The sequence below is a fragment of the Mesobacillus persicus genome, assembly GCF_900109925.1.
In the GTDB taxonomy this organism is placed as follows: Bacteria; Bacillota; Bacilli; order Bacillales; family Cytobacillaceae; genus Mesobacillus_B; species Mesobacillus_B persicus.
In genome coordinates this window covers 13,121-39,562 of the sequence record NZ_FOBW01000006.1, presented here as the reverse complement: position 1 = coordinate 39,562, position 26,442 = coordinate 13,121, and the positions used below count along the sequence as shown (strand labels likewise).

Sequence of the window (26,442 nt, the reverse complement as noted above, 5' to 3'; positions counted from 1 at the left end):
TTTACAAATTTCGTATGATTAATTATAATCGTACTTACACTTTCTAGCAATTTAAGAATCTCAATTTTTTAGAAAAATCGATTTTTTTAATTTGAAGAGGGCATTCAAATGATAAAATAATTGTACTGTGAGGTGAAGTGGAATGTTTGATCCAACTGCTTTTGATAATATGAAGGTGGTCGTCGAGGGAGCCATCTATGACAGAGATCTTGATGGGGAGCTATTGGTTACTTCAAGAAATGACGTAGTGAATTTAGCAACTCTTTCTAGAACATTTGATATGTCATTTTCTTTAAGGCACCAGGACAGCAAAAGGATTTGTGCGAAATTGACGATTGAAGCAGGACTACAGAACCTTGCTGCCGAACTTTTAAAGACGGAAGAAGCTTTGAAACTAACGGGTTGTGTGGTTACCGTCGAGTTTCATCTGAAGCATTATTATAAAGACAAATCTTTCCTTGGAATACAGGAAGCGTTAGAGAGTATTTGGGGAACAGATCGGAAAATAAAGCAACTGGTCCATTTGAATCCGCTTAAAAGGGAAGAACAAATCGTCAATATTGTCTCCGTTCAATTCAATCGCCTGATCTTAGAGGAGCAAGTGGACGATCTAATAGAAATGATTGACTACCTTATCCTCTCTTTAAAAGAACTCGAGCAATACATATTTAATAGCAAATGAAGCATTCCTTTGTCGTATTCTTCTTTTGAAAAAATATATATGGTTTAAAAGGGGGAGTTACTCGTGACGAAAATTGCATGGGTTACAGATAGTACATCCGTTTTAGATGAGGAATTGAGAAACCATCCTGATATTTATCTGATTCCTTTATCAGTTATTCTAGATGGGGAGGCTTATGCCGATGGAGAGGATTTAACGGCAGAAGAGCTGTTTGCCAAACTGAAAACATTGAAAGACTCTCCAAAGACATCCCAGCCTGCAGTAGGAGCATTTCAGGAGCTATATGATCAACTGGGAAAGGAATACGATGAAATTATCGCAGTACTTTTGTCAAAGAAGCTCAGTGGGACGGTTGACTCAAGTGAACAAGCAGCTAATCTTGTTGAAATTCCGGTTACAACAATTGATTCTAAAATCTTAACCTACCCGCAGACTGCTCTGATGAAGCGTGGGATAAGGCTAGCTGAAGAAGGACTCTCTGTACAAGAAATAAAGACGGAGCTTGAAGAGATTGCTAATCAAAACGAGACCTATGTGTTAGTCGGGAGCTTAGAGCAGCTTCATCGAAGTGGCAGAATGTCGAGTGCGAAGTTTTTTCTTGGCAGTGTCTTGAATATTAAGCCGATTATTTCCATTGTTGATGGAGCGCTTGAAGTGAAGGAAAAGGCCCGCAGTGAAAAAAAAGCAAAGGAAAAGATTTTCGACTATATGCGAGGTGCTTACGAGAAGAATAAATTCAGTGAAGCATGGTTGCTATACGGCCTCCATCCCGACACAGCCAATCAGTGGAAACTGGAATTGGAAGAAGAGTTTAAAAATGTCCAGTTTAGTTGTTATCCACTGGGTGCTGTCATTGGTGTCCATGCTGGCGAGGACACAATTGGAATTAGTTGGTATAACCGAGAAATGTAGGTGCCATTTTAAATGGCCCTTTTTTTATTGAATTTCAAGTTATAGTTTAAGCTGCTGTTCGTGTTAAAATATGACGGTAGGAAGAAGGTGTACAGATGAATGATATAATTAGTAAAACAGAAAATTATGTCCGTGCTGTGCTTCAGGATGAAGCGACGGGGCATGATTGGTATCATATAGAAAGAGTCTGGAAAAATGCTCTTTTAATTCATGAAAAAGAAGGAGCGGGCGATCTTTTTGTGATTGAAATGGCTGCATTACTGCATGACATCCCCGATGGGAAGCTGAATCCTTCTGAAGAAGAGGGGTGGAAGAAGCTTAATCGATACATAAATACGCTTGGACTTCCTGATTCGACGGTTACACATATTTTAGAATGTATTGAATCGGTCTCTTATAAGGGTGGCCGTGTTACAAACCTAAAGACAATCGAAGCAAAGATTGTCCAGGATGCCGATCGTTTAGACGCGATTGGAGCCATTGGAATTGCCAGAACCTTTGCATTTGGAGGGAAAAAGGCGCAGCCCCTGTATGACCCTGAGATTGCGGTTCGTGGGGAGATGACGACGGAAGAGTATCGACATGGAAAGAGTTCCTCGGTGCACCATTTTTATGAAAAGCTACTTAAACTGAAGGAATTAATGAATACACCGGCAGCACGGCAGCTTGCTGAACAAAGGCATGAGTTTATGGAGGACTTTTTAAAACAATTTTATAGGGAATGGAATGGTCAAGCTTGAAAATGCTTTCGATAGAAAATGTTACGAAGTCTTATGGAGAAAAGGTGTTATTTAATGATATTCATTTCACGATTGGTGAACGGGAACGCGTCGGCCTAATAGGTGTCAATGGGACAGGGAAATCCTCGTTATTAAAAATAGTAGCCGGAATCGATCAGGCTGATAGCGGGGACATTGTCTGCGCAAAAGATTACCAAATAAGTTATTTATCCCAACAGCCAGAATTAGAACCTGAATTAAATGTCCTTGAGCAAGTCTTTTTCGGTGATGCCCCTATTCTGAAGCTAATGAAAGAATATGAAACAGCCTTGCTAAAGTTGGAAAAGGATCCTGAAAATTCGGCTGTTCAGGAAGAGCTAATGAACATCCAACACCGGATGGATAGTGCTGACGCTTGGGATGCGAATACAGCTGCAAAGACGATTTTGACGAAGCTGGGAATCACAGATTTTAGTAAAAAAACAGACGAGCTTTCTGGGGGCCAGAAGAAAAGGGTTGCGCTAGCACAGGTGTTAATTGAAGCGCCGGACCTCCTTATTCTTGACGAACCTACAAACCATCTTGATTATGAGACAGTAAAATGGCTTGAGGAATACTTAGGACGCTCTGGTGGGTCTTTGTTGCTGGTAACGCATGACCGTTATTTTCTTGACCGTGTGACAAATCGAATTTTTGAATTGGATGCTGGTTCACTCTACACTTATAAAGGGAATTATGCGGACTTCCTTGAAGCAAAGGCGGTACGGGAAGAAAACGAAGCAGCTACTCTCGACAAGAAAAAGAATCTTTTTCGCCATGAACTCGAATGGATTCGCCGGGGAGCTAAGGCAAGGTCAACAAAACAAAAAGCACGGATTCAGCGTTTCGAAGAGTTAGAAACACAGGTTTCCTCTAGTAATATGAATGAGAAACTTGATATCTCCCTAAGTGGTAGTCGTCTAGGTAAACAAGTGCTCGAACTAAAGTCAGCGACCAAATCTTTTGAAGACAGAGTGATTCTAGATGATTTTAATCTTCTAATTAAGCCAAAAGATCGGTTAGGAATAATTGGTCGAAATGGAACAGGGAAATCGACATTGCTCAATATTCTTTCGGGTAGACTTCCGCTTGACTCTGGTGAGTTGATAACAGGCCAGACTGTGAAAATCGCTTACTATACCCAGGAAAATGAAGACTTAGATGAAAATAAACGAATGATTGAATATTTAAAGGAAACTGCCGAGATTGTTCATACATCCGATGGCAAAACGATTTCTGCAGCACAAATGCTTGAAAGATTTTTATTCCCCCCATTTACCCATGGGACACCCATTCGGAAATTATCCGGCGGGGAAAAGCGTCGCTTGTATCTTTTAAAACTTTTGATGGATGAGCCAAATGTACTGTTACTTGATGAGCCAACAAATGACCTTGACACACAAACTTTAACGGTACTTGAAGATTATCTTGAGGACTTTCCTGGTGTGGTAATCACCGTTTCCCATGATCGTTACTTCCTTGACAAGGCGGTAGACACATTGCTCGTCCTAGAAGGAGCAGGGGAGATTTCTTTATTCTATGGTAATTATACAGATTACCTTGAGAAACAAACACAAAAGGAAGCCCCGGTTGCTGTAGTTAAGAAAGATAAAGTCGAAATTGAAGATAAAACAAAGAAGAAAAAAATGTCTTATATGGAAAAGCGAGAATGGGAAGGCATTGAGGACAAAATTGCAGCAACGGAAGCACGTCTTGAGGAAATTCAAGTAGAAATGGTTGGGATTGGCAGCGACTTTGAGAAGGGTCAAAACCTAATGAAGGAAGAAACAGAGCTTAACGACAAGCTTGAGCAGTTAATTGAAAGATGGAGCTATCTGTCCGAGCTAGTAGACTAAGGTTTGACGACAAGGCAGAGTCCATGAATATCGACATTGCATATGTTAAAATAGTTTTTATCTAATAGATTAGGGGTGGGATTATGAAAATAACATCGATCGAGCCAACTCCAAGCCCGAACACAATGAAAATCAATCTTAATGAAGAGCTTCCCATGGGAAAAAGCAATAATTATAAGAAGGAAGCAAAAGATGAGGCACCCGAGGTGGTTCAAAGGATTCTCGAGATTGAAGGGGTAAAGGGAGTCTATCATGTCGCTGATTTTCTGGCCGTCGAACGAAATGCCAGGTTTGATTGGAAGGTAATTTTACCAGAAGTTAGAAAGGCATTTGGTCAGGAGCTAGGAGATGAAGGCGAACAAGGCCCTGAAATCGATGAGCATTTTGGTGAAATTAAGGTCCAAGTTCATATGTATAAAGGGGTTCCGGTCCAGATTAAGCTTACAGACGGGACGGAGGAAAAGCGCTTTGCCCTTCCCGAAATCTTTGCTAATGCTGCCTTGGAAGTACAGGGACCAGACGACAATCTCGTGATGGTTAGAAGATGGAAAGAGTACGGCGTTCGTTATGGTGAGTGGGAAGAAATTGGCTCCGAAATGAAGGAAGAGTTAATGGCGGCCTATCCACCCGAAAGACTTAAAACTATAGTCCAGCAGGCGAAAAATCCAGAAACGCAATTGACTGGGAAAGAGAGACAACAGGTCAGTCTAGATGATTTTAATCATTCAGATTGGCGTATTCGCTACCAGCTTTTAGAGCAAATGCCTGACCCAACGGTTGAGGATCTACCATTGTTGGAAAAAGCGTTAGCAGATGAAAAGGCGTCCATCAGAAGATTAGCAACTGTATACCTGGGGATGATTGAGGAAAAGGACGCATTGCCTTACTTATATCAAGCCTTGAAGGATAAAAGTGTAACGGTTAGAAGGACAGCAGGTGACTGTCTATCAGACCTTGGGCATCCAGAAGCGATGGAAGCAATGATGGAAGCATTACAGGATGACAGCAAGCTTGTCCGTTGGCGTGCAGCAATGTTTCTTTATGAGGTTGGTGACGAACGAGCTCTCCCAGCATTAAAAAATGCGGAGCAAGATCCTGAATTTGAAGTCAGCCTTCAAGTGAAACTAGCCATTGCTCGGATTGAACACGGGGAAGAAGCAAAGGGGTCAGTTTGGAAACAAATGACCGAGGCAAGAAAAAATCAATAAGTTAAAAGCCTGTCCTAAATTCGGGGCAGGCTTTTATGTTTTTAAGTACGATGGGCTTGCGGGACTTTTGGACTGTTTTTTAGAGAATATCTGACAAAAAGAACGAATAAAGTGAAAAAAGCCCTGATAACTTTATGGTTATAGGGTCGAGGGTCAACTAATCTGTCAAATTTAAGAGAAATAGGTCAATGGAATGTGGTTTAAATTTCAAAAGCGGTTTGTTACATTGAAAAGAATAGTAGGTTTCTGAAGTATTCGAACACCCTGGTTTAAGGAATGCTGAATTTACCTAAAACAGTCCCTAAGGAGAACTTTATGGCCAAAAAAGAAATCCTTACTTTATTATTAGCTGGTGGAAGAGGCACAAGACTTAAGAAGCTGACGGAAAAAATGGCTAAACCAGCCGTTCCTTTCGGAGGGAAATATAGAATCATTGATTTTGCACTAAGCAATTGTCGTAATTCAGGAATGGATACGGTAGGGATTCTTACTCAATATCAGCCACATACACTGCAGAACTACATTAGTAATGGGGAGAATTGGGAGTTGAATCGAAGGAATGCAGGTATCACCTTTCTGCCACCTTTTCAATGTGATGATATGGATCGCTGGTATGAAGGGACCGCACATGCAATCGCCCAAAATCGGCAATACATTCAGTATCATGACCCCGAATACGTCTTAGTCATCTCGGGAGACCATATTTATAAAATGGATTATAATAAATTGCTCGAGGAACATAAAAAAAATACCGCTGACGTAACCATTGCAGTTACCCACGTTCCCTGGAGCGAAGCATCTCGCTTTGGAATTATGGATGTACACCCAGGTACAAAACGAATCCTCGGGTTTGAAGAAAAACCTCCCACTCCTCAATCAAATCTTGCATCAATGGGCATCTATATATTTAATTGGAAGACGTTAAAAAGTATCTTTGAACAATTTCAGAATGAAAGAGAATTTAATGATTTTGGTAAAGATATCATTCCATTCATGTTAGCTTCAAATTACCGTCTATTTGCGTATGAATTCAACGGTTATTGGAAGGATGTTGGAACGGTTGAAAGCTATTGGGAAGCAAATATGGATTTGCTATCGGCTAAAAGTAGCTTGATTCTTCACCAAAAAGATTGGCCAATATTTACAACTGATTATTCACTGCCACCGACATATTTTGATGAAAAATCATCAATTAATCAATCGTTGATTGGAGAGGGCTGTGAAATTTATGGAGAGATTCAACGGTCTGTCATTTCTTGTGGTGTTACAGTCGGAAAGGGTTCTAGGATAAAAAACTCTGTGATTCTGCCGAACACAATTATTAGAGAAAATGTAGAAATTGAGAACGTTGTAATTAGTGGGAATACCGTAATTGATAGCAATCTGAAAATAAATACATCCTTCAGCAATATTCTCCATATTGATAAGAAGAAAATTTTAAGTCGATGGTGATATAGGATGGAGGCCAGTGTCACTTAGAGGCGGTCTAGATTGCATTGAAAGAGAAAAGATAGTATGCTAACACTGCAACTAATGATGGGAGTGATTCAGATGTCAATGGCTTATGAGGAATATATGAAACAAATTGTAAAGCCAATGCGTGAGGAACTTGTCCAAGCGGGCTTTAAAGAATTGATAACACCTGAAGAGGTTGAAGAGTATGTTGAAAATGCGTCAGGCACAACGCTTGTTGTTGTTAATTCTGTTTGTGGTTGTGCAGCAGGTTTAGCTCGCCCAGCCGTTAATCAGGCTTTGATTCGAACAGAGAAAAAGCCTGACCACCTTGTTACTGTTTTTGCTGGCCAGGAAAAAGAAGCAACAGCCAAAATGCGTGAATATTTCACAGGAATCGAGCCATCTTCTCCATCTATGGCGTTATTAAAAGGAAAAGAAGTTGTCCACTTTATTCCACGTCATGAAATTGAAGGGAAATCCATGGAAGAAGTAATGGAAAACCTTGAGAATGCTTTTGAAGCTAATTGTTAAATGCGTTCGAAGGAGAAAGGATGTCGTTGACGTCCTTTTTTCTTTTAGCCTGTGTTCATTCAATTGTTGATTTTAAATAATGAATGGAGCGGAAATCAACGTCCACGTTTAACACATCCATCTTTTAAGAATACATAAAAACTATCAATGGATGCAGGTGGTATAAAGGTGATAATTACAACTGCCGGGCGTACAAATGAAGAAATGGTTGCCCAGGCCCAGAAAACTGCCCTAGATTTAGAGTCTAAGTATGTTACTAGGAAAAAACGTTCTGTCTTGTCCATTATGGAAATAGAACAGGACGATTGTCTCGTTGTTGGCAAAAATCGGTTGGAGCTTTATCCGTTCGGCGAGGAGGACCCTTTTTTCTTTCATCCCAACTCATCGATGTTTCGGATTAAACGGATTTTGAAAGGGGAAAGTGATCCTTTTATAGAAGCAACTCAGCTCAAGGCTGGAATGAGTATATTGGATTGTACGTTAGGACTAGCCTCCGATAGCATTGTTGCTAGTTTTGCGGTTGGAGAGTCCGGGAGAGTGGCCGGCATTGAGGCGAATCCTTACCTCGCTTATATTGTACGAAAAGGTTTGAGTCAGTGGGATTCCGGAATAGCTGATATGAATGAGGCAATGAGAAGAATTACAGCCATACAAAATGACTCACTTACCGTACTGAAGCAGCTAGAAGACAACAGTTATGATTGTATATATTTTGACCCGATGTTTGAGGAGACGGTTCTTGAGTCCGATGGAATTAGAGGGTTGACGAAATTTGCAAGGAGGGATGGACTTTCTGTTGACATCATGAAAGAGGCCTATCGGGTTGCCAGAAGGCGCATTGTTTTAAAGGATCATTTCCGCAGCACCCGGTTTGATCAATTCCATTTTTCTGTTTATCGAAGGAAGACAGCTAAATTTCATTTTGGAGTGATTAAAAAAACCTGAAAGAAATTCTTCCAGGTTTTTCGTTCGTCATTAATCTGTAGCACACAAAAAAACAAAATATCCGAGCATAATTAAGCTGATGATTGCAACCGCCCATGTCATATGAGTTCCCCCTTTTTAATCCTCTTCTTAAAATTATGGACTTTTGGTGTATCTTTATACCTCTTTTTAAATTTATCCTATATGAAAAGTGTGTAAACTCTTTTCCTCTCATAAAAAAAATGTATAATAATCTTATAGCTAATTTTAAAACTAGATTAATAGAAATAGAAACCCTTAATAATAAATGGACTAGATTGCATGAGGGGGCATGGATTATGCCGTTATGGCTGAGGAATTCACTCGTTGTTTTAATAACCATTATTACTTTTGGCCTGGTTTCGCCAGCACAAGCATCTGAACTATTATCGGTTGAACCAAAAGATACTGACCGCCCCGATACATTTGAAAGTGTATCGATTCATTCCGATGATGTAAAAACGAATTCCGAAGACTATGGAAGCTTCGTTAGTAGGATTATGAAGGAGGCAGAAGAACAATCCTTCGAGAAATTTGGAAGTAGGATTGGCCCGGTCATAGAAGATGAATTTCGTGAAATCATTCTTCCGAATATGGAGGTTGCAATTGCAACTGTAGCTGTGCAGTTTCCTGAAGAACGTTTAGCGAATCTTGAAGTAACTGAAGTGCCTGGCGGAGGTTTTTCTGAGAAAATTTTTCATATTGTGAATGAGCAAAAGAGTGATATCATTCGTTTCCATGTTAGAAGAGATAACCCTCCTCAAGAAGGATATTGGTTTAATTTCCATTACCACACTTACCACGATCAATTCCAAACACATTATGAGCTAGGTACCATCTTTTGGGATAAAAATACACCACCAAAGTGGAAAAGTTAAAATAAAGCTTAATGTAATTTGACAAAGACTATATAAAAGAAAGAGAAAGAGAGCTTATCAATTATTGATTGCTCTCTTTCTCTTTTTCTTTGCTTTAAAGTATAGGTACAAAGTGGTCATTAAATAGAGGGCGAATACGATTGTAGTTGAAATGTAGATTTGCATTGGTACACTAAGAAACATAAATACAAAGAACAATGTGTAGAAAAATAAGTCTAATAGAATCAATTTACCGGATATTACCGCTTGCTGATAAACCTCAAAATCTTGAGGTTGATATTGTTTGCGTTTTGGTCCGATTAAAAACATGGTGTTTCACCTACTTAGCTTTGTACTGAACTATATGCATCAACTGAGAAAAGTGTGACGTGGAATAGGTGTTTTCCTTATTCTGTAAAGTCATTTAGTTTCATCGGGAATTGTAATAAACATGATATAATTTTAATAGGTTCATAACATAACTTCATGATAGGGAGACGATGAGATGCGCAGACTAACCCAATTCTTCCTCATTGCCGTCTTCACTTTTTTACTTCCGGGAAGTTTACATGCAAATGTGAATGGCATTCCTCTGAAAGATTACCCTAGACATTCTTTATTATATGAGAATTTAAATTTAGAAAACTTGGATTTACTTGGAGAGATTGTTTTATTACCTGAAGGGTCCTTTGATTATGAAGAAGTAGCTGATATAGTTTCAAGAATCGATGCACTCCCAGAAAAGATGCTGAGGAAAATTACGGAGGAACGTATTTATTTAGCTCTTTTTAACGGGAAACTAACGGATAACCCTTCTGCCAGGGACCTTAGAGGTGTTACACCGAGGGGGTACACCTCTGATAAAACTTGGGATGAAGTACCTGGAGTAGGTGGGTCAAAGCTAGTGTTGGCTAAAATCGGCAGTAGTACTCAAGGGTCAGGGCATGGTTCGGTTAACCTAGAGTTACATGAACTAGCGCACTCCATTGACCGGCACGTCTATAAATTAATTCGAGATGACGAAGAGTTTCTTGAAATATGGAAAAAGGAGAGCAAGATGCTCTTCCCAGGAAAAGAGTATTTTCTAAACTATCCTGAAGAGTATTTTGCTGAGACCTTCGCAATGTATTACCTCGGTGGGGAATATCATCAATTGTTAAGGGATGTTGCTCCGCAGACGTATTGGTTTATTGATGGGCTTGAATAATTGATGGTACCGGCAAACGAAAGTTTGTCGTCTTTTGGTGTAGATTTCTTTAAGCCAGTAATCTAAAATAAGGTAGACTGTTTTAATTAAGGGTGGGATTTTCTATGAAGCAATATTTAGACTTGTGTAAACATGTACTAGAAAACGGAACAAACAAAGAAGATCGGACCGGAACAGGTACAATCAGCACCTTTGGTTATCAAATGAGATTTGATTTAAAGGATGGTTTTCCGTTAGTTACTACAAAAAAGTTACATCTTAAAAGTATCATTCATGAATTGCTTTGGTTTTTAAGTGGAGATACAAACGTAAAGTACCTACAGGAAAATGGTGTGCGAATTTGGAATGAGTGGGCAGATGAAAATGGTGAGCTTGGACCAGTTTATGGACATCAATGGAGGTCATGGCCGACTCCTGATGGAGGAAGTATTGATCAAATCTCCAATTTAATTAACCAAATTAAAAATAATCCTGATTCAAGAAGGTTGATTGTAAGTGCGTGGAATGTGGCAGATGTGGATAATATGGCATTGCCTCCATGTCATTGCCTATTTCAATTTTATGTTGCAGATGGAAAACTATCATGTCAGCTCTATCAAAGATCGGCGGACGTATTCTTGGGTATTCCCTTTAACATCGCCTCTTACGCATTGCTGACGATGATGATTGCCCAGGTATGTGACCTTGAGCCGGGCGAGTTCATCCATACGATGGGCGATACCCATATTTACACGAACCATATTGATCAAGTGAAACTACAATTAACAAGGGATCCACATCCGTTACCGCAAATGAGAATCAATCCAGAGGTGAAAGATATTTTCGGTTTCCGTTATGAGGACTTTACCCTGGAAGGTTATGACCCGCATCCACATATTAAAGGAGTCGTGAGCGTATGATATCACTAATTTGGGCAATGGATGAAAACCGGGTTATTGGCAGTTATAATAAACTTCCATGGCATTTACCAGAGGATTTAAAGTTTTTCAAAAGAGTCACAATGGGACATCCGATTGTGATGGGACGGAAAACCCATGAATCAATTGGTAAACCTCTCCCTGGACGCGAAAATGTTATTATCACTCGGGATCGGCAATATAGAAGTGAAGGATGTACCGTTCTTCACACGATTGATGAATTATTAGACTTTGCCTCGAAAACAGACGAAGAGGTATTTGTGATTGGTGGAGCTGAAATTTTCAAGGAAATTATCCCACATGCAGACCGCCTCTACCTTACGATGATTCATCACCAGTTCGAGGGGGATACCTTCTTTCCATCCTTCCATATTGATGAATGGGAGTTAGAGTCACGAGAAATGGGTGAAAAAAACGAGAAAAACCCTTATGAGTATGAATTTTTAATCTATAAACGAAAGTAAAAAGCAGCCCGTGAGCTGCTTTTTAATTTTGAAAAAAATATCCATCTCTACAGTCTAACAGCTTATCAATCAGTTATAATAAATTTGGCTACAAAATTGTAAGGAGGAAGGCAATGTTCAGATTGGCGTTGATATTTTTATATATGAGTGGTTATTTAGTATATAGCTTGCCGAAGTTAAAAAGAGTGCAGGGGCTCACAGAAGATCTGTCTGTAGCGAAACGGGACTCACTTATTCATGAAACACCACAGCAGTGGTCGCAAACGATTATGAAAATGACAGGTTCCAAGATTGAGGTCCAGGGAAAACAGCATCTCCCTGAAGGGCCTGTGTTATTGGTTAGTAATCATGAAGGAGACTTTGATATCCCGTTATTGCTTGGACATGTAAACAAACCCTTTGGATTTATCTCGAAAATTGAGGTGAAAAAGATTCCTATTTTATCTAAATGGATGGAAGTAATGAATTGTGTGTTCATGGATCGTAAGGATCGCCGCCAAGCCGTTCGCTCTATTAAAGAAGGAGTGGAGCTTCTAAAGCAGGGACATACAATCCTCGTTTTTCCTGAAGGAACACGAAGTAAGGGGGGACCGATTCAAGAGTTTAAGTCAGGTAGTTTAAGATTGGCGAAGGATGCAGGAGTACCAATCATCCCAATTTCAATTGAGGGAACAGCGGATGTGTTTGAGAAAAATGGAAGAATGATAAAACCAGCGAGCATTAAATTGACCATCTGTAAGGCAATTCGATTTGAGGAGTATAAAGATAAAGACCTTAAGGTTGTCGCAAATGAAGTAAGAGAAATCATCATTTCGAGTAGAAGAGAGGATAAACTTGCCTCATAAATGATCCCTGCACAGTTTTATGTGCAGGTTTTTTTTAGGGTGTGTAAAATGTGAAAATATTAAAAAACTTTAATTAATTAACGTATTTTCATGTTATAATGTACAAATTAATTATTTTATAAAAAGCGAGGGTGCTGTATGGAACAAAAAACAGTAGCGAAAAAATTGGTGCAAGTTGAGGATATATTGATTGCCTACAGGCATCTCAAGGAAATTGTTGCCCATACACCACTACAGAAAAATGAACCGCTTTCTGAGAAATATGGAGCAAATGTATATCTTAAAAGGGAAGACCTGCAGCATGTCCGATCGTTTAAATTAAGAGGGGCCTATTACTCAATGAAACTTCTTGGCGAAAACCTTGAGAATGGAGTAGTTTGTGCAAGCGCCGGGAATCATGCGCAAGGAGTAGCCTTTGCCTGTAGGCAGCTTGGAGTTCATGGGAAAATATTTGTGCCGGCAACAACTCCAGGGCAAAAAGTTAAACAAATTGAAATGTTTGGTCGTGAATATGTTGAAATTATCCTAGCGGGGGATTCTTTTGATGATGCCTATAGCAAAGCAGTAGGTTGTGCTGATAAAGAAGGTCGTACTTTTATTCACCCGTTTGATGACGAAAAGGTGATAGCAGGACAGGGAACGGTTGCTGTTGAAATCATGAATGATTGCGAAGAGCCGGTTGATTTTATTTTAGGAAGTATTGGTGGCGGCGGTTTAATGTCAGGATTGGGCACCTACATAAAAAGTGTCTCACCAGCAACAAGGGTAATTGGTGTAGAGCCGGCTGGGGCAGCATCTATGAAGGCTTCGCTAGAAAATGATGGTGTATTGCCTTTAGAAAAAATCGACACGTTCATAGACGGAGCAGCCGTTAAGTGCGTTGGTTCTAAAACTTACGAAATTTGTAAAGAACTGTTAGATGATATTGTCGTTGTTCCAGAAGGTAAGGTGTGTACCTCGATATTACAACTTTACAATGAGCATGCGATTGTAGCCGAACCAGCTGGTGCAATGCCAATAGCTGCACTTGATTATGTAAAAGATGAAATCAAAGGGAAAACGGTTGTTTGTGTCATCAGTGGCGGAAATAATGACATAAGCCGGATGCAAGAAATTAAGGAACGCTCCCTATTATTTGAAGGGTTACTACATTATTTTATTGTTGACTTTCCACAGAGGGCGGGTGCTCTAAGGGAATTCCTTGATGATGTTCTGGCACCCCAGGATGATATTACAAGATTTGAATATACTAAAAAGCATAATAAAGAAAGCGGCCCCGCCTTGGTAGGGATTGAGTTAAAAGATAAGAATGAGTATTCGAGGCTAAAGGAAAGCCTTCAGCGTAAGGGTTTTTCCTTCATTGAACTGAACAAGGATAATCAATTGTTTAATTTACTTGTATAAAAACCATAATAAAGATAAAATGGCAGTTGGATTTCAATAGTTATTCAAAAATTTTTTAGCTATTGTGAAAGTCTTATGAACTTTTAAGGTAAATCCACTCAATGTGTAACAAATACACTATAATTACAGTAGATTTACAAATGAAAGGAGATGCGGATCAATGTTATCAAACATCGGTGTTCCGGGGTTAATCCTAATCCTTGTATTGGCACTTATCATTTTTGGTCCTAAGAAGCTTCCTGAGATTGGGCGAGCATTCGGTCAAACTCTTCGTGAATTTAAAAAGTCTACACGCGAGTTGACTAGCGATGTAATGGAAGATTTCGAAGAAGAAAAGAAAGAAGTGCAAAAAGCTTTAAAATAAGGTGGAAGATTAAAGATTATAGGTCTTGCACCTTCTTTTTCTGAAAATGGGGAAATAAAAAGCTACAGCGCCTGCTAAAGTGCTGTAGCTTTTCTAAATACGAATGACGTTTGGCAGGGGAGATATATGGAAGATAAAGAACTAAATGTAGTAGACCATCTAGATGAGCTAAGAAAAAGGCTGATTGTTACCGTTTTTGCCTTTTTAGTGTTTTTTATCGTTGGTTTTTTATTTGTAGAGGAAATATATAATTTTTTTGTACAGGATTTAGATGTTAAATTAGTGGTTCTTGGACCGAGTGATATCGTATGGATTTACTTTATGATTGCTACGGTGATTGCAGTTGCCGGAACGATACCAGTCCTGGCGACACAGATTTGGTTATTTGTTAAACCAGCTTTAAAACCAATTGAACGTAAAATGACACTATCCTACATTCCTGCTTTATTTATTTTATTTATCGTGGGTCTTTTGTTTGGTTATTTGGTTATTTTTCCGATTGTCCTTAATTTCCTTATCGAGTTAAGTGGCGAAATGGTTGTGACAAACTTTACAGCAGATAAATATTTTCGCTTTATCCTAAATATGACGATTCCTTTTGGAATCCTATTCTTAATGCCTGTCGTGGTAATGTTTTTAACTTCTTTAGGTATTATTAATCCTTATGTACTTGCGAGAATCCGTAAGTATGCCTATTTCGTTTTGATTGTCGTTGCGGTTGTCATTTCACCACCAGATATTATGTCAGATTTCCTTGTGACGATTCCTTTGTTGTTCCTATATGAAATCAGTATTAACCTATCAAAAGTCGTTTATAAAAGAAAGTTGAAAAAGGAAAAGGAATGGGAAGCTGAAATGGGATATGACGATGAAAATGTTAGTGAAAAGGATTAAGAAACCCGGATACTATTGGCTTAGTAAATAAAGCTAGTGTGGATATAAAATGAAAAATGAAGTGTTGAACCCTATTGGTGCCTGTTAAGGCACCTTATTTATTTTATGTGTCATCTTATTCAAGAATACTGGAATCATAATAATTATGGTTATATGAGGGATTCGCTTTCTTAATTCGGAGAGCTCTGCTAGAATGAGGTTGTTATAATATACAGATAGTGGGGGAACGGGAATGAAGAAACAGTTAATGGTGGTTATCATCACCTCAGTATTGATACTGGCTGCATGTGGTCAGAAAGGAATTGAGGGAGCTTTAAACTGGCCAATTGAAGATTTTAATTTTATTAATCAGGCAGGAGAGCAAGTGTCTCTTGATGATTTAAAAGGAAAGGTCTGGATGGCAGATTTCATTTTCACGAATTGTGCAGATGTTTGCCCACCGATGACCGCTAATATGAAGAAACTGCAGGAAATGGTCAAAGAGGAAAATATAGAAAACGTTGAGTTTGTATCCTTTACCGTTGACCCAACGGTTGATACTCCTGAAGTGCTTACTGAATATGGTGAACGGTTTTATGTTGATACTGAGAATTGGAACTTCCTTACGGGGTATCCTCAAGATAAGATAGAATCCTTTGCTATGGATAACTTTAAAACCATTGTTGCCAAGCCGGAAGAAGGGGATCAAGTGATTCACCAAACATACTTCTATCTTGTGGACCAGGAAGGCAAGATTATGAAACAATATTCTGGCCTCAATGATATTCCGTTTGAAGAAATTGTCAATGATATGAAAGCAATACAATAGGCCCCTAGAGGCCTTTTTTTGCGGCTATATAGGAGATTGGGTATCCTCTATCTGTGTCAATGAGCATGTATGCGTGCTATAATATACGGAAGAAATGGTAAAGGCAGGTGAATAAAATGTGGAAGCAAACCACTTTACTTTTTCTATGCACAGTACTTTTAGCATCTTGTAGTTTACTAGATAAAGATACAGTGTTCACACCGGTTAAAGCAACATCCGTTAACCTTAAGAAATCAATTCCTATTGATTTTATTCCGCGTCCACTTCATCTTGTTGCTGTAGGTGATTCACTTACAGAGGGGATAGGGGACAGTACAAAACAAGGTGGATACCTACCATATCTTGCCAGTATGCTAGAAGGAGATAAGGGTATAAGGGAGATTGAAATAACCAACTTTGGGAAAAAAGGAAATAGGACGGAGCAGTTGGGTAACAGATTGAACAGTCCTGAGATATCGTCCGCCATTCAAAATGCCGATATGGTTGCAATTACAATTGGTGGAAATGATATAATGAGCATTGTTAAAGATAATATTTTCCGCTTGGAACTAGAAGTTTTTCAACAGGAAAAAGAAGACTATGTTTCCCGTCTAGAGCAGATTATCCAAGCCGTTCGTCAGGATAACCGGGATGCGGCAATAGTTCTCATCGGAGTTTATAATCCATTTTATTATTGGTTCTCAGAAATAGAAGAAATGAACAAAGTGGTTGATGAGTGGAATGAGGCGACTCAGCGTCTAATAGAACAACACCCAAACACTCTCTTTGTTGAAATTGATGACATTTTCCTTAATAATAAAGAAAACCTCTTATTTGATGATCATTTTCATCCAAATGACCGAGGATATGAATTAATTGCACAAAGGGTCTTTGAAGAACTTGAAGACGACGCACTAAAAGAGTTAAGTAAAAGATCTTACACAGTCCTTAAAGAGGAGAGCACTCAGATAGATGAAGAATAGATGGCGTCTTGCATTTTTTTTCCTGCTAGGTATTGTTACGCTACTTTTGATTACGATATTTATTATGGTAAGTGCCCCATCAGATCAACCACAGAAGGGCTTTGACAGCTCCAGTGGAAGTGGCGAGAAACATGTATCATTTGATGTGAGCACGAACAAAGCGGATTTAAATAAAATTATTCATCACTACTTGGTTACCGAGGGTTTTACAGGGCCAATTGACTATGAGGTTTTAGTTAAGGACCAGGTTGAATTGTATGGAACCTTTCCGGTATTTGGTCAGAACTTAGAAATGATGTTAACATTCGAACCCAAGGCTCTTGAAAACGGGGACCTTGTGTTAAGGCAAGAATCGATTTCAATTGGGACGCTGAATCTGCCAGTCTCTTATGTAATGAAAGTGATCCAGAGCAATTATAAGTTACCGGATTGGGTCAGTATCCAACCCAATGAAAAAACAATTTACGTCTCCCTTCAAGAAATGGAATTAAAAAGCGATATTAAAATTCGTGCTAACTCCTTTGATCTTAAGCGTGACGATATTTCTTTCACTCTCTTGGTTCCTGTTGATTAGAGAATAAGTAGCTTATAGAGTATCGCTTTTGAAACTCGAAAAAAACAAGGACCAGCCAACGTCAACTTGGCTGGTCCTTGTTTAGATGATATCACGTAACAGAAGGACCTCTTCATCGGATATGATGGCGGTATAGGTGATATTAGGTTCAAGAACCAATGTGTCTGGACTTAGGACGACATGTTGATTCTTGGGGCTTCTGCCTTCCAAGTCAAGCTTCATTGGCGTAATTCCTAGATAGGAGGTTGAACCCTTAAATTTGAGTTCGGGAAAGATGACGTCCCGGCTTTTTACAGCAATATCAAGATCACCTAAATGTGGTGAAAGATGAAGAAACCGAAGTTTAGATTCACCTGCTGGGACATAAGGTTGATCTTCAAAGGCAAGTAATTTCTGTTTTTCGGATTTCTCTGTGGCAGCTAATGTATACCAACGACCAGGTTGTAAGATAATCTTTTTGCTTAGGATGCTTGTAGTTGAATCTCCCGCTGGGGTTAGGTCAATCTGATGTTTCCCAGAAGGCATAGAAAGATAATGATTAAAGTAACTATACGAAAAATCATTCGCTATTAGGACATCATCCACATAGACATCTACACTTGGCATGTTCTTAGCAAAATGTAAAAATCTAAGACTGGATGGCATTGTTGCTGAATGAATTGGGTGATGATCTGCTACCATCGCACTCCGTGAGGCCTCGTTTGTCCCTTTTAAACGGTTCACGCTATTGAAAGAATGATGATTCCTATTTGTATTGTAATTGGCTGATTCTTGGTACATGGCCGCTTTGTACAAATAATTTTGCTGATTTCCCATCACGGTCATATCCCACTCCCTTACCATATTTTATTCCTCTTTACCTTGAGCTCAAAGACACTCCCTTTATAATATGGATTTAAGTCAGACATGTGCCGTTATCTCTTGAAGGGCATAAAATCTTTGTTTTTGTTTTTTTATGGAGACATTAGGTACAATATAGGAGGAAGGAAATAAGAAAGGATGTATATGCAATGCTTAAAAAATTATTTGGAAAAAAAGAACCAGTCAAAACCATACAGCTATATTCTCCATTAACTGGAAATGCAGTATCTCTTGAAAAAGTACCCGATCCCGTTTTCTCGGAAAAGATGATGGGAGACGGTTTAGCGATTGAACCATCTGAAGGGATAGCTGTTTCACCAGTGGATGGTGAAATCATTCAGGTGTTTCCTACAAAGCATGCAATTGGCATTCGTGCAAAAAACGGTGCTGAAATCTTGATCCATATTGGGCTTGAAACGGTTTCTTTAAACGGTGAAGGCTTTGAGGCTTTTGTCAGTGAGGGAGACAAAGTAAAGGTTGGGGATAAACTTGTATCATTCGACCTTGAGATTATCAAAACTAAGGCAAAGAGTACAGTAACCCCAATTATTATCACCAATACGGATCAGGCCATGCCTTTTGAAATGAGCGCGACTGGCCACGTTGAAAGAGGGACTAGCCAAGTCCTTGAACTAACGATGAAGTAGACTAGGGTGTAAAAGGTGCGTGCCAATTAATTGGTACGCTTTTTTTCTGTCCAAAGACAAAAACCTAAAAAAAATAGGCTAATGCACATACAGGTCAAGTACCCAAGGCATAAGGTAAGAGTGTAAGAAATAAAGTAAAACGTGAGGAGAGATGTTTCATGCATTATGCTAACCAACCTGCACCACTTTCACCTGTTGCGGATTATGGCTATTGTGGATATCCTTATGCTGGAGTTGCAGGGGTTGCAAGTCCCGGCTTTGGAGGTAACACATTCGTATTAGTTGTAGTACTCTTCATCTTGCTTATCATCATCGGCTGCAGCTGTGGAACTTGGTAAAATAGATATTGATTTAAATTGCCCGATTCCCGGGCAATTTTTTTGTGTAAAATAAACATGTGTAAGGGTTTGGGTCATTATATTCTTTCTCTGTGTCCAGCATTGATCCTATCAAAATCTTTTCAACAGTCAAACAGAGAAAACTAGCTCATATGAAGATGAAAAATCGCTTGTCGTAATTATGCGACAGGCTATTTTTATTTATCTCTTAAGGTTACAATTAAATAAGATAAGAAAATTCATGCTTTATTCTAACTAATATTTCCAAAAATTAGATTGACATCACAAAGTAGATGACTTATATTTTACTCGAACAAATCGGAATATTTTAAAATAAGGATTTTCATCCAGAATAAGAGGGTTGAAAAAATGAAATTTGCTACAAGATTATATGTAGGGTTTGGCATCATCATTGCAATGATGACGATTTTATTATTGATTAATATAAACCTGCAAAGTAGGCAAACAGAAGAAATTAATGAGCTTGTTAAAGATCGTTATCAAAAAATTAAAATTCTGAACAAGATTCGTGAGGATGCTTTCTATGTACATGCAGACTTAGAGGGAGAATACACCTCTGCAACCGATAATAACTTGAAATCTATTAATGAAATTTTATTTGAAATTAATAATAATATAGACACGCTTATCCAAATGAGTACGGGCAAGGTTGAACAGGATGAAATGATGAAATTAAAATTTCAGTTAGAAGGTTTTGAGGAAACAATTTATCAATATAATCAGGATTCCATTGAATTAAGAAGTGTAGAGGGTGCATTACATAAAGCACGATTAAACCGAGATGCGATTCTTTCTTATATTACGATCTTAATAGCAAATCAAGAAGAAGTTATGGATAACATGATTATAGAAACGGAACAAAGGCTTAATGCCTCAGTTAATTCAGGGGTTATCTCGATTGCTATTGGCATCATCTTGGGAATTGTCCTATCGTTCTGGTCAATCCGGACGATAACAATTCGCCTAGGAAAGCTTAAGGAAGTTATGAATTCTGTGGAGAACGGTTCAGAACAGCTTCCACGGATTACCATTACAAAAAATGATGAAATTGGTGCAATAGCAACTGCATACAATCAAATGGCTGCTGCACTAGAGGAACATGAAAAGAACGAACGTCTTTATAAGGAGGATATTGAAGAACAGAACCGGATACAAACCCAACTAGCTGATATCTCTATCCTTTCACAAGACTTATCAGACATCAAGAGTCTTGGCCAGGAATATATTCAATCCATTATCCCGGCAGTCGAGGCCAGTTATGGGGTAATTTATATCAAAAAAGAAAAAGGGAATCGCCCATATCTTCATAAACTGGCCACTTATGCTACCAACAATGGTAAGGAGACGATTGAGTTAGGTGAGGATTTGGCAGGGCAATGTTTACAAGATGGCCGGCCAAAGAGACTATCTGGGGTCCCTCATCATTATGTAAAAATTGCCTCCGGGTTAGGAGAAACAAAACCACAAAGTATCTTGATTTTGCCGATCGAGTTAGAAGGGGAAATCCTTGCTGTCCTTGAGATTGCAAGTTTACAAGAGTTCACGAAGACACATGAGACTTTGCTTAAGGAAACAACCGAGCAATTAGGTATTATCATCAATCGAATTCAAAAACAGATGCAGGTAAAACAACTTTTAGATGCAACTAAAACGCTAAATGAAGAACTCCAAAATCAATCCGAAGAATTACAGCTTCAGCAAGAAGAATTAAAGACGATGAACGAAGAACTAGAATCACAATATCGAAAGTCCGAACAACGGACGAATGATTTACAGAAGGCAAAGGCTGCTCTAGAAGAAAAAACAAAACAGGTTTTGCTTAGTTCGCAATATAAGTCCGAGTTCTTAGCCAATATGTCCCATGAACTAAGAACACCACTAAATAGCCTACTAATCTTAGCGCAAATCCTTGTTGAAAATAAAGAAGGTAACTTGACTAACAAGCAAACACAATACGCAAACACCATCTATTCATCTGGAAAGGACTTACTTGATTTAATCAATGACATTTTAGATTTGTCCAAGATTGAATCAGGGAAACTTGATTCTCATATTGGTGAATTTGATGTAAGAGGGGTTGTTTCTTTTGTTAAAAATCAATTTAGTGCGGTAGCTGAACAAAAGGGACTAACCTTTAATGTACAAATTGAGGAAGATGCACCTGCCATCCTTTACTCGGATGAACAAAAAATCTATCAAATACTAAAAAATTTAGTAGCTAATGCTTTAAAGTTCACAGAAAAAGGGGATGTAACGTTAAGGGTTTATGTTCCGGAGCCAGAGGGGCGAAAATCTACTCCTGAATTACTTGCCTTTGCTGTAAGTGACACAGGGATAGGGATTTCACCAGCTAAACAGGAACTTATCTTTGAGGCTTTCCAACAGGCAGACGGCACCACTAGCCGTAAATTTGGCGGTACAGGACTTGGACTGTCGATTAGCAAAGGGATGGCCGATCTAATTGGAGGTTCGATTACGGTTGAAAGTGAAGAAGGAGAAGGAAGCATATTTACTTTCTTTTTACCTATAAATTTGGATGAAAATTTGAGTATAATAGAGGGAAACAAAGAGGTTGCTGCAACGGTCGGTGAAGCACCAGAGCCTTTGCTTCCTGCTCCTGATTCGATTGTGATAGATGAGGGATTGTCCAATGAGAGTGAGGACATTCTCACCGGAAAATCTGTCCTGTTAGTTGATGATGACATGAGAAACGTATTTGCGTTAACAACGGCTTTAGAGGAAGTTGGAATCGATGTCCATTTTGCCGAAAATGGTAGGGAAGCTTTGGAAGTTTTAGGTGTTAAACCAGATGTAGACTTAGTTTTAATGGATATTATGATGCCTGAAATGGACGGGTATGAGGCAATGAAGCGAATACGGTCTTCAACAATATATGAGCAACTCCCGATTATTGCTCTGACAGCCAAAGCGATGAAAGATGATCGTGAAAAATGTTTGGAGGCAGGAGCTTCCGATTACATTAGCAAACCGGTAAACCTAAATCAACTCCTCTCCTTATTAAAGGTTTGGTTATATAAATAAGAGGGGGTTATCATCATAAATATCATTCGCAGCAGTGAAATAGATAGGGCTTATCATTCTAATGAAGATTTGGAAAAGCTTGAAATTGAACTTTTGCTAGAAGGGATTTTTCGCCATTATGGGTTCGATTTTCGCAACTATTCATACTCTTCGATACAAAGAAGAGTTTGGCATCGAATTAAGAATGAGAAGATTGAATCTATTACAGCCCTTTTGGATCGGGTACTACACGATCCATCCATGATGGAAAAACTCTATCTTGATTTCTCTATCAATGTCACGGAAATGTTTAGAGACCCTGCCTTCTTTAAGGTGATACGACATAAGGTTTTGCCACTCCTTAGCCAATTACCCAGTATAAGGATATGGCATGCCGGTTGTTCAACGGGGGAAGAAGCGTATTCAATGGCTATTCTCCTTTCTGAAGAAGGTCTATATGATAAATCAAGGATTTATGCGACAGATATGAACAACCATGTAATCAAACAAGCGAAACTGGGCCAATTCTCATTGAAAAAAATGAAGGGGTATACGAGCAACTACGTTCATTCAGGTGGAAGAAACGATTTTTCGCAGTATTATAGGGTTCAAGAAAATCATGCAGTTTTTCACCAAGAGGTATCAAAGAACATCATCTTCGCACAACATAACCTAGTGACCGATGGTTCTTTTAATGAATTTCACTTAATTATCTGTAGAAATGTTCTGATTTATTTTAATAGAGAGTTGCAAGCTAGGGTTCATCATTTGTTTCTCAATAGCATGAGCTCAAATGGATTTCTAGCTTTGGGGAATCGAGAAGGGCTGTCTTTCCCTAAACATGATCAATTCTATATGCCCTTTGATTGCGAAGAAAGAATTTACCGAAGATTGGAAGGAGGGCAGTGAGAGATGGATAATCAATTGGTGAATATACTATTGGTCGATGATAGGGAAGAGAACTTACTTGCACTAGAAGCAGTCCTCACTTCCCCGAACTATCATCTTAAAAAGGCTCTTTCTGGAGAAGAAGCATTGAAATGGGTCTTAAGAGAAGAATTTGCCGTAATCATCATGGATGTTCAGATGCCTGGAATGAATGGATTCGAAACGGCAAAGATGATTCGGCAAAGAGATAAAACGAAGGATGTTCCCATCATATTTGTGACAGCTTTAAGTCAAACGGACGAGAATGTGATGCAAGGTTATTCTGTAGGCGCAATTGACTATATCATAAAACCATTTAATCCTAGTATTTTAAAATCGAAAGTAAATGGATTTGTTTCTTTGTTCTTGAATCAAAAAAAAGTTGAAGAACAGGCTAAAATCATTGCGATAAGAACCAGAGAGTTAGAGGATGCTAATCGGACATTAAAAAGCAATGAGGCAATGCTAGAGGCACTGGTCAAAGAACGTACAAATGAACTGACTAATACGAATAAAATGCTGTTAGAAAGCGAAGAAAAGTATCGTAGGCTTGTCGAGGAATCTCCAGAAGCCATTATCCTAACAAGAGAGAATAGCGATGTCCCATTTTTTATTAACGAAACAGGTGTAAAGCTTTTAAAAGCAAGTTCGAAGGAGGATGTACAGAATCGATCTTTGTTTCAGTTTATTCATCCTGATGATCATAAAAAGGTAAGGGAAACCCTAGCGAAGAATCGAGATGGTCTTCATACCTATGAACATCGCTTGATTTGCTTAAATGGCGACATCATCCATGTTGAGGTTAAGAGTATCCCATTTGATTATAAAGGGAACTCTTGCTTACATATCTTGGTTCGTGATATTACTGAGCTTAAGCATAGCCGCGAGTTTATGCAACAAACAGAGAAACTTACGGTTGTAGGTGAACTAGCTGCTGGTATTGCCCATGAAATTCGGAATCCACTGACGAGTTTAAAAGGCTTCACCCAATTATTGGGCGACAGAATTGATTCGAACCAGGATTATATGGACATTATGATTACAGAAATTGAACGGATTAATACGATTGTGAGTGAGCTTTTATTATTGGCCAAACCAAGAAGAATGGATTTCCATGAGATTAATATTGCAATGGTTTTAAAAAATATCATCACTCTAATGGAAGCGCAAGCAAATCTATATGGGGTTACCCTGAAGTGTGAATATTGCGATGATCTGCCTGAATTTATTATCCATGGAGAGGAAAATAAACTAAAACAAGTGTTTATAAATATCTTGAAAAATGCGATTGAAGCGATGGAACAAGGCGGTGATATATTGATTTCGGCCCAGCCTATTGGGAATGAAATTGAAATCACATTCATCGACAGTGGATGTGGTATACCTCCGGAACTTCTTTCAAAAGTTGGCCAACCCTTCTTTACGACGAAAGAAAAAGGAACGGGTTTAGGTCTAATGGTTTGTCACAGTATTATTGAAAGTCATCAAGGGACAATGGTCATTGATAGCGTAAGAGGAAAAGGTACTACGGTTTCTATTAAGCTTCCCCTCTATCAAACGCAACTGAAGACTATAGAGTATTCTTCATAATCTTTTAGGCATAATACTGATAAATAAATTGTTGAGGGGATAAAAGAAATGCTTGCACAGAGATTAACTCCTGGAGATGAGATAAGAGTCATTGCTCCTTCGACGAGTATGGCGGTAGTCAAGGGGAAGCAAATTGACTTAGCGGTGAATCGATTGAATGATCTGGGGTTCAAAGTAACCTTTGGGAAATACAGCGAAAACCATGATGAGTTCTTTAGTACCACTGTAAAAGAGCGTATAGCCGATTTACATGATGCCTTTAGTGATCGACAGGTTAAGGCTGTGTTAACGGGTGTTGGAGGATACAATGCCAACCAACTTCTAAGACATATTGATTATGATTTAATTAAGGACAACCCTAAGATTTTCTGTGGGTATAATGATATCACCTCACTGCAGTTGGCCATCTATCGAAAAACCGGACTTGTGACTTATTATGGTCCTCACTTTTCAAGCTTTGGTGTAAAACATGGATTCGAGTATACTTTGAAGTCATTCCTTGAAGCGGTGACAAACGATGCGCCATTTGAAATTGAGCCTTCTGAGGTATGGTCGGATGATCCTTGGTTTTTGGAACAGGAACAACGGAATTTTGTTCAGAATACTGGATATACGATTTTACAAGGAGGAAATGCTTCCGGTAAGCTAATCGGGGGGAATCTTTCCACCATCAATCTCTTACAGGGTACAGAATACATGCCTTCTTTACATAATAGTATATTGTTTATTGAGGATGATGAGGAAACACATGCTAGAATATTCGACCGCCAGCTTCAGTCCCTTCTACACCAACCGGATGCTGCAGGAATTAAGGCGATTTTAATTGGACGCTTCCAAAAAGATTCGCAAATTACGGAAACGGCCTTGCGACAAATCATTGCCTCAAAATCAGAACTTCGAGGAATTCCTGTTATTGCGAATGTCAATATCGGTCATGTACAACCATTTGCAACGTTACCAATTGGTAGCACCGCAACAGTTACTGTTGTCAGTAACAACGTTGAAATCTCCGTTGATCAAATGGAATATAATGAATCATAACGAATGGATGGTACCTTAAAGCAGGTACCATTTTTTTATTGTTTACTTACTACATAAACTAAGGGTATGGGAATTTGTGTACGTTCTCTGCATCCAGCCTTAGCCCCTAGTCCCTCGGGTCATAAGCTTGTCTAGCTGCGGCTCCTAGGGACTCGGAAGACATAAGACTCTCCCTTTCAGAAGGTAAAAAACACCTTCTTACAGGGCGCGTCTTATGCTCGTCCCTGTGCAGTCGCCTCCGCTTTTCGTACAATCCGTCAAGAAGGTTAATGAACAACCTTCTTGTCGGCTCGTCTAGACTCACGGGGGCTGTTCAAGGCGCTTGCGCTTTTGTT

Annotated in this window: 27 protein-coding genes; 25 read left to right on the top strand and 2 right to left on the bottom strand. The window is 39.0% G+C overall.

Features of this window, described 5'->3' with window-relative positions:
• The first annotated feature begins 142 nt into the window (after nucleotides 1–142).
• From BMX30_RS09765 to BMX30_RS09725, 9 genes are all read left to right on the top strand, one after another.
• A complete protein-coding gene (locus BMX30_RS09765) occupies nucleotides 143–682 on the top strand; it encodes a hypothetical protein (RefSeq protein ID WP_090744387.1) in 540 nt (179 codons plus the stop codon).
• A gap of 63 nt (nucleotides 683–745) precedes the next feature.
• Nucleotides 746–1,594, top strand: a complete 849-nt coding sequence (locus tag BMX30_RS09760; RefSeq protein ID WP_090744383.1) for a DegV family protein — start codon at nucleotides 746–748, stop codon at nucleotides 1,592–1,594.
• 95 nt (nucleotides 1,595–1,689) lie between these two features.
• Nucleotides 1,690–2,334, top strand: coding sequence for an HD domain-containing protein (locus BMX30_RS09755; RefSeq protein WP_090744380.1), 645 nt, complete (start codon nucleotides 1,690–1,692; stop codon nucleotides 2,332–2,334).
• On the top strand, nucleotides 2,331–4,208 hold the full coding sequence (locus BMX30_RS09750) for an ABC-F family ATP-binding cassette domain-containing protein (protein ID WP_090744942.1): 1,878 nt from the start codon (nucleotides 2,331–2,333) through the stop codon (nucleotides 4,206–4,208). The genes BMX30_RS09755 and BMX30_RS09750 overlap by 4 nt, the downstream gene beginning before the upstream one ends.
• Nucleotides 4,209–4,291: 83 nt before the next feature.
• Nucleotides 4,292–5,416: a conserved virulence factor C family protein gene (locus BMX30_RS09745; protein WP_090744378.1), complete on the top strand. Its 1,125-nt coding sequence runs from the start codon at nucleotides 4,292–4,294 to the stop codon at nucleotides 5,414–5,416.
• A 315-nt stretch (nucleotides 5,417–5,731) separates the two neighbouring features.
• Nucleotides 5,732–6,868 carry a glucose-1-phosphate adenylyltransferase gene (locus BMX30_RS09740; RefSeq protein ID WP_090744375.1) on the top strand — a complete coding sequence of 379 codons (1,137 nt, stop codon included), beginning with the start codon at nucleotides 5,732–5,734 and terminating at the stop codon, nucleotides 6,866–6,868.
• A 99-nt stretch (nucleotides 6,869–6,967) separates the two neighbouring features.
• Entirely contained in the window at nucleotides 6,968–7,402 is a 435-nt protein-coding gene (locus tag BMX30_RS09735; RefSeq protein ID WP_090744940.1) for a BrxA/BrxB family bacilliredoxin, read from the top strand.
• A 168-nt stretch (nucleotides 7,403–7,570) separates the two neighbouring features.
• A complete protein-coding gene (locus BMX30_RS09730; protein WP_090744373.1) occupies nucleotides 7,571–8,347 on the top strand; it encodes a class I SAM-dependent methyltransferase in 777 nt (258 codons plus the stop codon).
• A 317-nt stretch (nucleotides 8,348–8,664) separates the two neighbouring features.
• Nucleotides 8,665–9,243, top strand: a complete 579-nt coding sequence (locus tag BMX30_RS09725; protein ID WP_090744370.1) for a YpjP family protein — start codon at nucleotides 8,665–8,667, stop codon at nucleotides 9,241–9,243.
• Nucleotides 9,244–9,300: 57 nt separating this feature from the next.
• On the opposite strand, the gene BMX30_RS09720 is transcribed toward BMX30_RS09725, so the two are convergent.
• Nucleotides 9,301–9,552 carry a hypothetical protein gene (locus tag BMX30_RS09720; protein ID WP_090744368.1) on the bottom strand — a complete coding sequence of 84 codons (252 nt, stop codon included), beginning with the start codon at nucleotides 9,550–9,552 and terminating at the stop codon, nucleotides 9,301–9,303.
• Nucleotides 9,553–9,727: 175 nt separating this feature from the next.
• Here BMX30_RS09720 and BMX30_RS09715 point away from each other — a divergent pair, with 175 nt between their 5' ends.
• The 10 genes from BMX30_RS09715 to BMX30_RS09670 all read left to right on the top strand — a co-directional run bounded on the left by BMX30_RS09715 (nucleotide 9,728) and on the right by BMX30_RS09670 (nucleotide 17,661).
• Complete coding sequence (locus tag BMX30_RS09715) at nucleotides 9,728–10,429, top strand: anthrax toxin lethal factor-related metalloendopeptidase (RefSeq protein ID WP_090744365.1); 702 nt, start codon at nucleotides 9,728–9,730, stop codon at nucleotides 10,427–10,429.
• A gap of 104 nt (nucleotides 10,430–10,533) precedes the next feature.
• Nucleotides 10,534–11,328 (top strand): thymidylate synthase, encoded by a 795-nt coding sequence (locus BMX30_RS09710; RefSeq protein ID WP_090744362.1) that lies wholly within the window; start codon nucleotides 10,534–10,536, stop codon nucleotides 11,326–11,328.
• The gene (locus BMX30_RS09705) at nucleotides 11,325–11,810 is read left to right on the top strand and encodes a dihydrofolate reductase (RefSeq protein WP_090744360.1); all 486 of its coding nucleotides are present in this window, start codon (nucleotides 11,325–11,327) and stop codon (nucleotides 11,808–11,810) included. Before BMX30_RS09710 ends, BMX30_RS09705 begins: the two co-directional genes overlap by 4 nt.
• A gap of 113 nt (nucleotides 11,811–11,923) precedes the next feature.
• On the top strand, nucleotides 11,924–12,655 hold the full coding sequence (locus BMX30_RS09700) for a lysophospholipid acyltransferase family protein (protein WP_090744357.1): 732 nt from the start codon (nucleotides 11,924–11,926) through the stop codon (nucleotides 12,653–12,655).
• Nucleotides 12,656–12,793: 138 nt separating this feature from the next.
• On the top strand, nucleotides 12,794–14,059 hold the full coding sequence (gene ilvA / locus BMX30_RS09695; protein WP_090744354.1) for a threonine ammonia-lyase IlvA: 1,266 nt from the start codon (nucleotides 12,794–12,796) through the stop codon (nucleotides 14,057–14,059).
• Nucleotides 14,060–14,219: 160 nt separating this feature from the next.
• Nucleotides 14,220–14,423, top strand: a complete 204-nt coding sequence (locus BMX30_RS09690; RefSeq protein WP_090744352.1) for a twin-arginine translocase TatA/TatE family subunit — start codon at nucleotides 14,220–14,222, stop codon at nucleotides 14,421–14,423.
• Nucleotides 14,424–14,549: 126 nt separating this feature from the next.
• Nucleotides 14,550–15,317 carry a twin-arginine translocase subunit TatC gene (gene tatC / locus BMX30_RS09685; protein WP_090744349.1) on the top strand — a complete coding sequence of 256 codons (768 nt, stop codon included), beginning with the start codon at nucleotides 14,550–14,552 and terminating at the stop codon, nucleotides 15,315–15,317.
• Between the two features lie 232 nt (nucleotides 15,318–15,549).
• A complete protein-coding gene (locus BMX30_RS09680; RefSeq protein ID WP_090744347.1) occupies nucleotides 15,550–16,125 on the top strand; it encodes an SCO family protein in 576 nt (191 codons plus the stop codon).
• 116 nt (nucleotides 16,126–16,241) lie between these two features.
• Nucleotides 16,242–17,087: an SGNH/GDSL hydrolase family protein gene (locus tag BMX30_RS09675; protein WP_090744344.1), complete on the top strand. Its 846-nt coding sequence runs from the start codon at nucleotides 16,242–16,244 to the stop codon at nucleotides 17,085–17,087.
• Nucleotides 17,077–17,661: a YpmS family protein gene (locus tag BMX30_RS09670; RefSeq protein WP_090744341.1), complete on the top strand. Its 585-nt coding sequence runs from the start codon at nucleotides 17,077–17,079 to the stop codon at nucleotides 17,659–17,661. Before BMX30_RS09675 ends, BMX30_RS09670 begins: the two co-directional genes overlap by 11 nt.
• 81 nt (nucleotides 17,662–17,742) lie before the next feature.
• Here BMX30_RS09670 and BMX30_RS09665 read toward each other — a convergent pair whose 3' ends face one another.
• The gene (locus BMX30_RS09665) at nucleotides 17,743–18,504 is read right to left on the bottom strand and encodes a DUF4397 domain-containing protein (RefSeq protein WP_090744338.1); all 762 of its coding nucleotides are present in this window, start codon (nucleotides 18,502–18,504) and stop codon (nucleotides 17,743–17,745) included.
• A gap of 167 nt (nucleotides 18,505–18,671) precedes the next feature.
• On the opposite strand from BMX30_RS09665, the gene BMX30_RS09660 reads away from it, so the two are divergent.
• The 6 genes from BMX30_RS09660 (at nucleotide 18,672) to BMX30_RS09635 (ending at nucleotide 26,107) form a co-directional block, all read left to right on the top strand.
• The gene (locus BMX30_RS09660; RefSeq protein WP_090744335.1) at nucleotides 18,672–19,169 is read left to right on the top strand and encodes a PTS sugar transporter subunit IIA; all 498 of its coding nucleotides are present in this window, start codon (nucleotides 18,672–18,674) and stop codon (nucleotides 19,167–19,169) included.
• A 158-nt stretch (nucleotides 19,170–19,327) separates the two neighbouring features.
• On the top strand, nucleotides 19,328–19,507 hold the full coding sequence (locus BMX30_RS09655; RefSeq protein ID WP_090744333.1) for a YjcZ family sporulation protein: 180 nt from the start codon (nucleotides 19,328–19,330) through the stop codon (nucleotides 19,505–19,507).
• A gap of 369 nt (nucleotides 19,508–19,876) precedes the next feature.
• Nucleotides 19,877–22,570, top strand: coding sequence for a response regulator (locus BMX30_RS09650; protein WP_090744330.1), 2,694 nt, complete (start codon nucleotides 19,877–19,879; stop codon nucleotides 22,568–22,570).
• Between the two features lie 69 nt (nucleotides 22,571–22,639).
• Entirely contained in the window at nucleotides 22,640–23,458 is an 819-nt protein-coding gene (locus BMX30_RS09645) for a CheR family methyltransferase (protein ID WP_090744327.1), read from the top strand.
• Nucleotides 23,459–23,461: 3 nt separating this feature from the next.
• Nucleotides 23,462–25,066, top strand: coding sequence for an ATP-binding protein (locus tag BMX30_RS09640; protein ID WP_090744325.1), 1,605 nt, complete (start codon nucleotides 23,462–23,464; stop codon nucleotides 25,064–25,066).
• 48 nt (nucleotides 25,067–25,114) lie between these two features.
• The gene (locus tag BMX30_RS09635) at nucleotides 25,115–26,107 is read left to right on the top strand and encodes a S66 family peptidase (protein WP_090744322.1); all 993 of its coding nucleotides are present in this window, start codon (nucleotides 25,115–25,117) and stop codon (nucleotides 26,105–26,107) included.
• Nucleotides 26,108–26,442: the final 335 nt, after the last annotated feature.

Excerpts from the sequence above, each read along its gene's own strand:
- BMX30_RS09660 (WP_090744335.1), top strand. The coding sequence starts at position 18,672 with ATGCTTAAAAAATTATTTGGAAAAAAAGAACCAGTCAAAACCATACAG.
- ilvA (WP_090744354.1), top strand. The coding sequence starts at position 12,794 with ATGGAACAAAAAACAGTAGCGAAAAAATTGGTGCAAGTTGAGGATATA.
- BMX30_RS09650 (WP_090744330.1), top strand. The coding sequence starts at position 19,877 with ATGAAATTTGCTACAAGATTATATGTAGGGTTTGGCATCATCATTGCA.
- BMX30_RS09765 (WP_090744387.1), top strand. The coding sequence starts at position 143 with ATGTTTGATCCAACTGCTTTTGATAATATGAAGGTGGTCGTCGAGGGA.
- BMX30_RS09635 (WP_090744322.1), top strand. The coding sequence starts at position 25,115 with ATGCTTGCACAGAGATTAACTCCTGGAGATGAGATAAGAGTCATTGCT.
- BMX30_RS09705 (WP_090744360.1), top strand. The coding sequence starts at position 11,325 with ATGATATCACTAATTTGGGCAATGGATGAAAACCGGGTTATTGGCAGT.
- tatC (WP_090744349.1), top strand. The coding sequence starts at position 14,550 with ATGGAAGATAAAGAACTAAATGTAGTAGACCATCTAGATGAGCTAAGA.
- BMX30_RS09755 (WP_090744380.1), top strand. The coding sequence starts at position 1,690 with ATGAATGATATAATTAGTAAAACAGAAAATTATGTCCGTGCTGTGCTT.
- BMX30_RS09665 (WP_090744338.1), bottom strand. The coding sequence starts at position 18,504 with ATGGTAAGGGAGTGGGATATGACCGTGATGGGAAATCAGCAAAATTAT.
- BMX30_RS09655 (WP_090744333.1), top strand. The coding sequence starts at position 19,328 with ATGCATTATGCTAACCAACCTGCACCACTTTCACCTGTTGCGGATTAT.
- BMX30_RS09735 (WP_090744940.1), top strand. The coding sequence starts at position 6,968 with ATGTCAATGGCTTATGAGGAATATATGAAACAAATTGTAAAGCCAATG.
- BMX30_RS09690 (WP_090744352.1), top strand. The coding sequence starts at position 14,220 with ATGTTATCAAACATCGGTGTTCCGGGGTTAATCCTAATCCTTGTATTG.
- BMX30_RS09680 (WP_090744347.1), top strand. The coding sequence starts at position 15,550 with ATGAAGAAACAGTTAATGGTGGTTATCATCACCTCAGTATTGATACTG.
- BMX30_RS09720 (WP_090744368.1), bottom strand. The coding sequence starts at position 9,552 with ATGTTTTTAATCGGACCAAAACGCAAACAATATCAACCTCAAGATTTT.
- BMX30_RS09740 (WP_090744375.1), top strand. The coding sequence starts at position 5,732 with ATGGCCAAAAAAGAAATCCTTACTTTATTATTAGCTGGTGGAAGAGGC.
- BMX30_RS09640 (WP_090744325.1), top strand. The coding sequence starts at position 23,462 with ATGGATAATCAATTGGTGAATATACTATTGGTCGATGATAGGGAAGAG.
- BMX30_RS09725 (WP_090744370.1), top strand. The coding sequence starts at position 8,665 with ATGCCGTTATGGCTGAGGAATTCACTCGTTGTTTTAATAACCATTATT.
- BMX30_RS09745 (WP_090744378.1), top strand. The coding sequence starts at position 4,292 with ATGAAAATAACATCGATCGAGCCAACTCCAAGCCCGAACACAATGAAA.
- BMX30_RS09670 (WP_090744341.1), top strand. The coding sequence starts at position 17,077 with ATGAAGAATAGATGGCGTCTTGCATTTTTTTTCCTGCTAGGTATTGTT.
- BMX30_RS09710 (WP_090744362.1), top strand. The coding sequence starts at position 10,534 with ATGAAGCAATATTTAGACTTGTGTAAACATGTACTAGAAAACGGAACA.
- BMX30_RS09675 (WP_090744344.1), top strand. The coding sequence starts at position 16,242 with ATGTGGAAGCAAACCACTTTACTTTTTCTATGCACAGTACTTTTAGCA.
- BMX30_RS09700 (WP_090744357.1), top strand. The coding sequence starts at position 11,924 with ATGTTCAGATTGGCGTTGATATTTTTATATATGAGTGGTTATTTAGTA.
- BMX30_RS09715 (WP_090744365.1), top strand. The coding sequence starts at position 9,728 with ATGCGCAGACTAACCCAATTCTTCCTCATTGCCGTCTTCACTTTTTTA.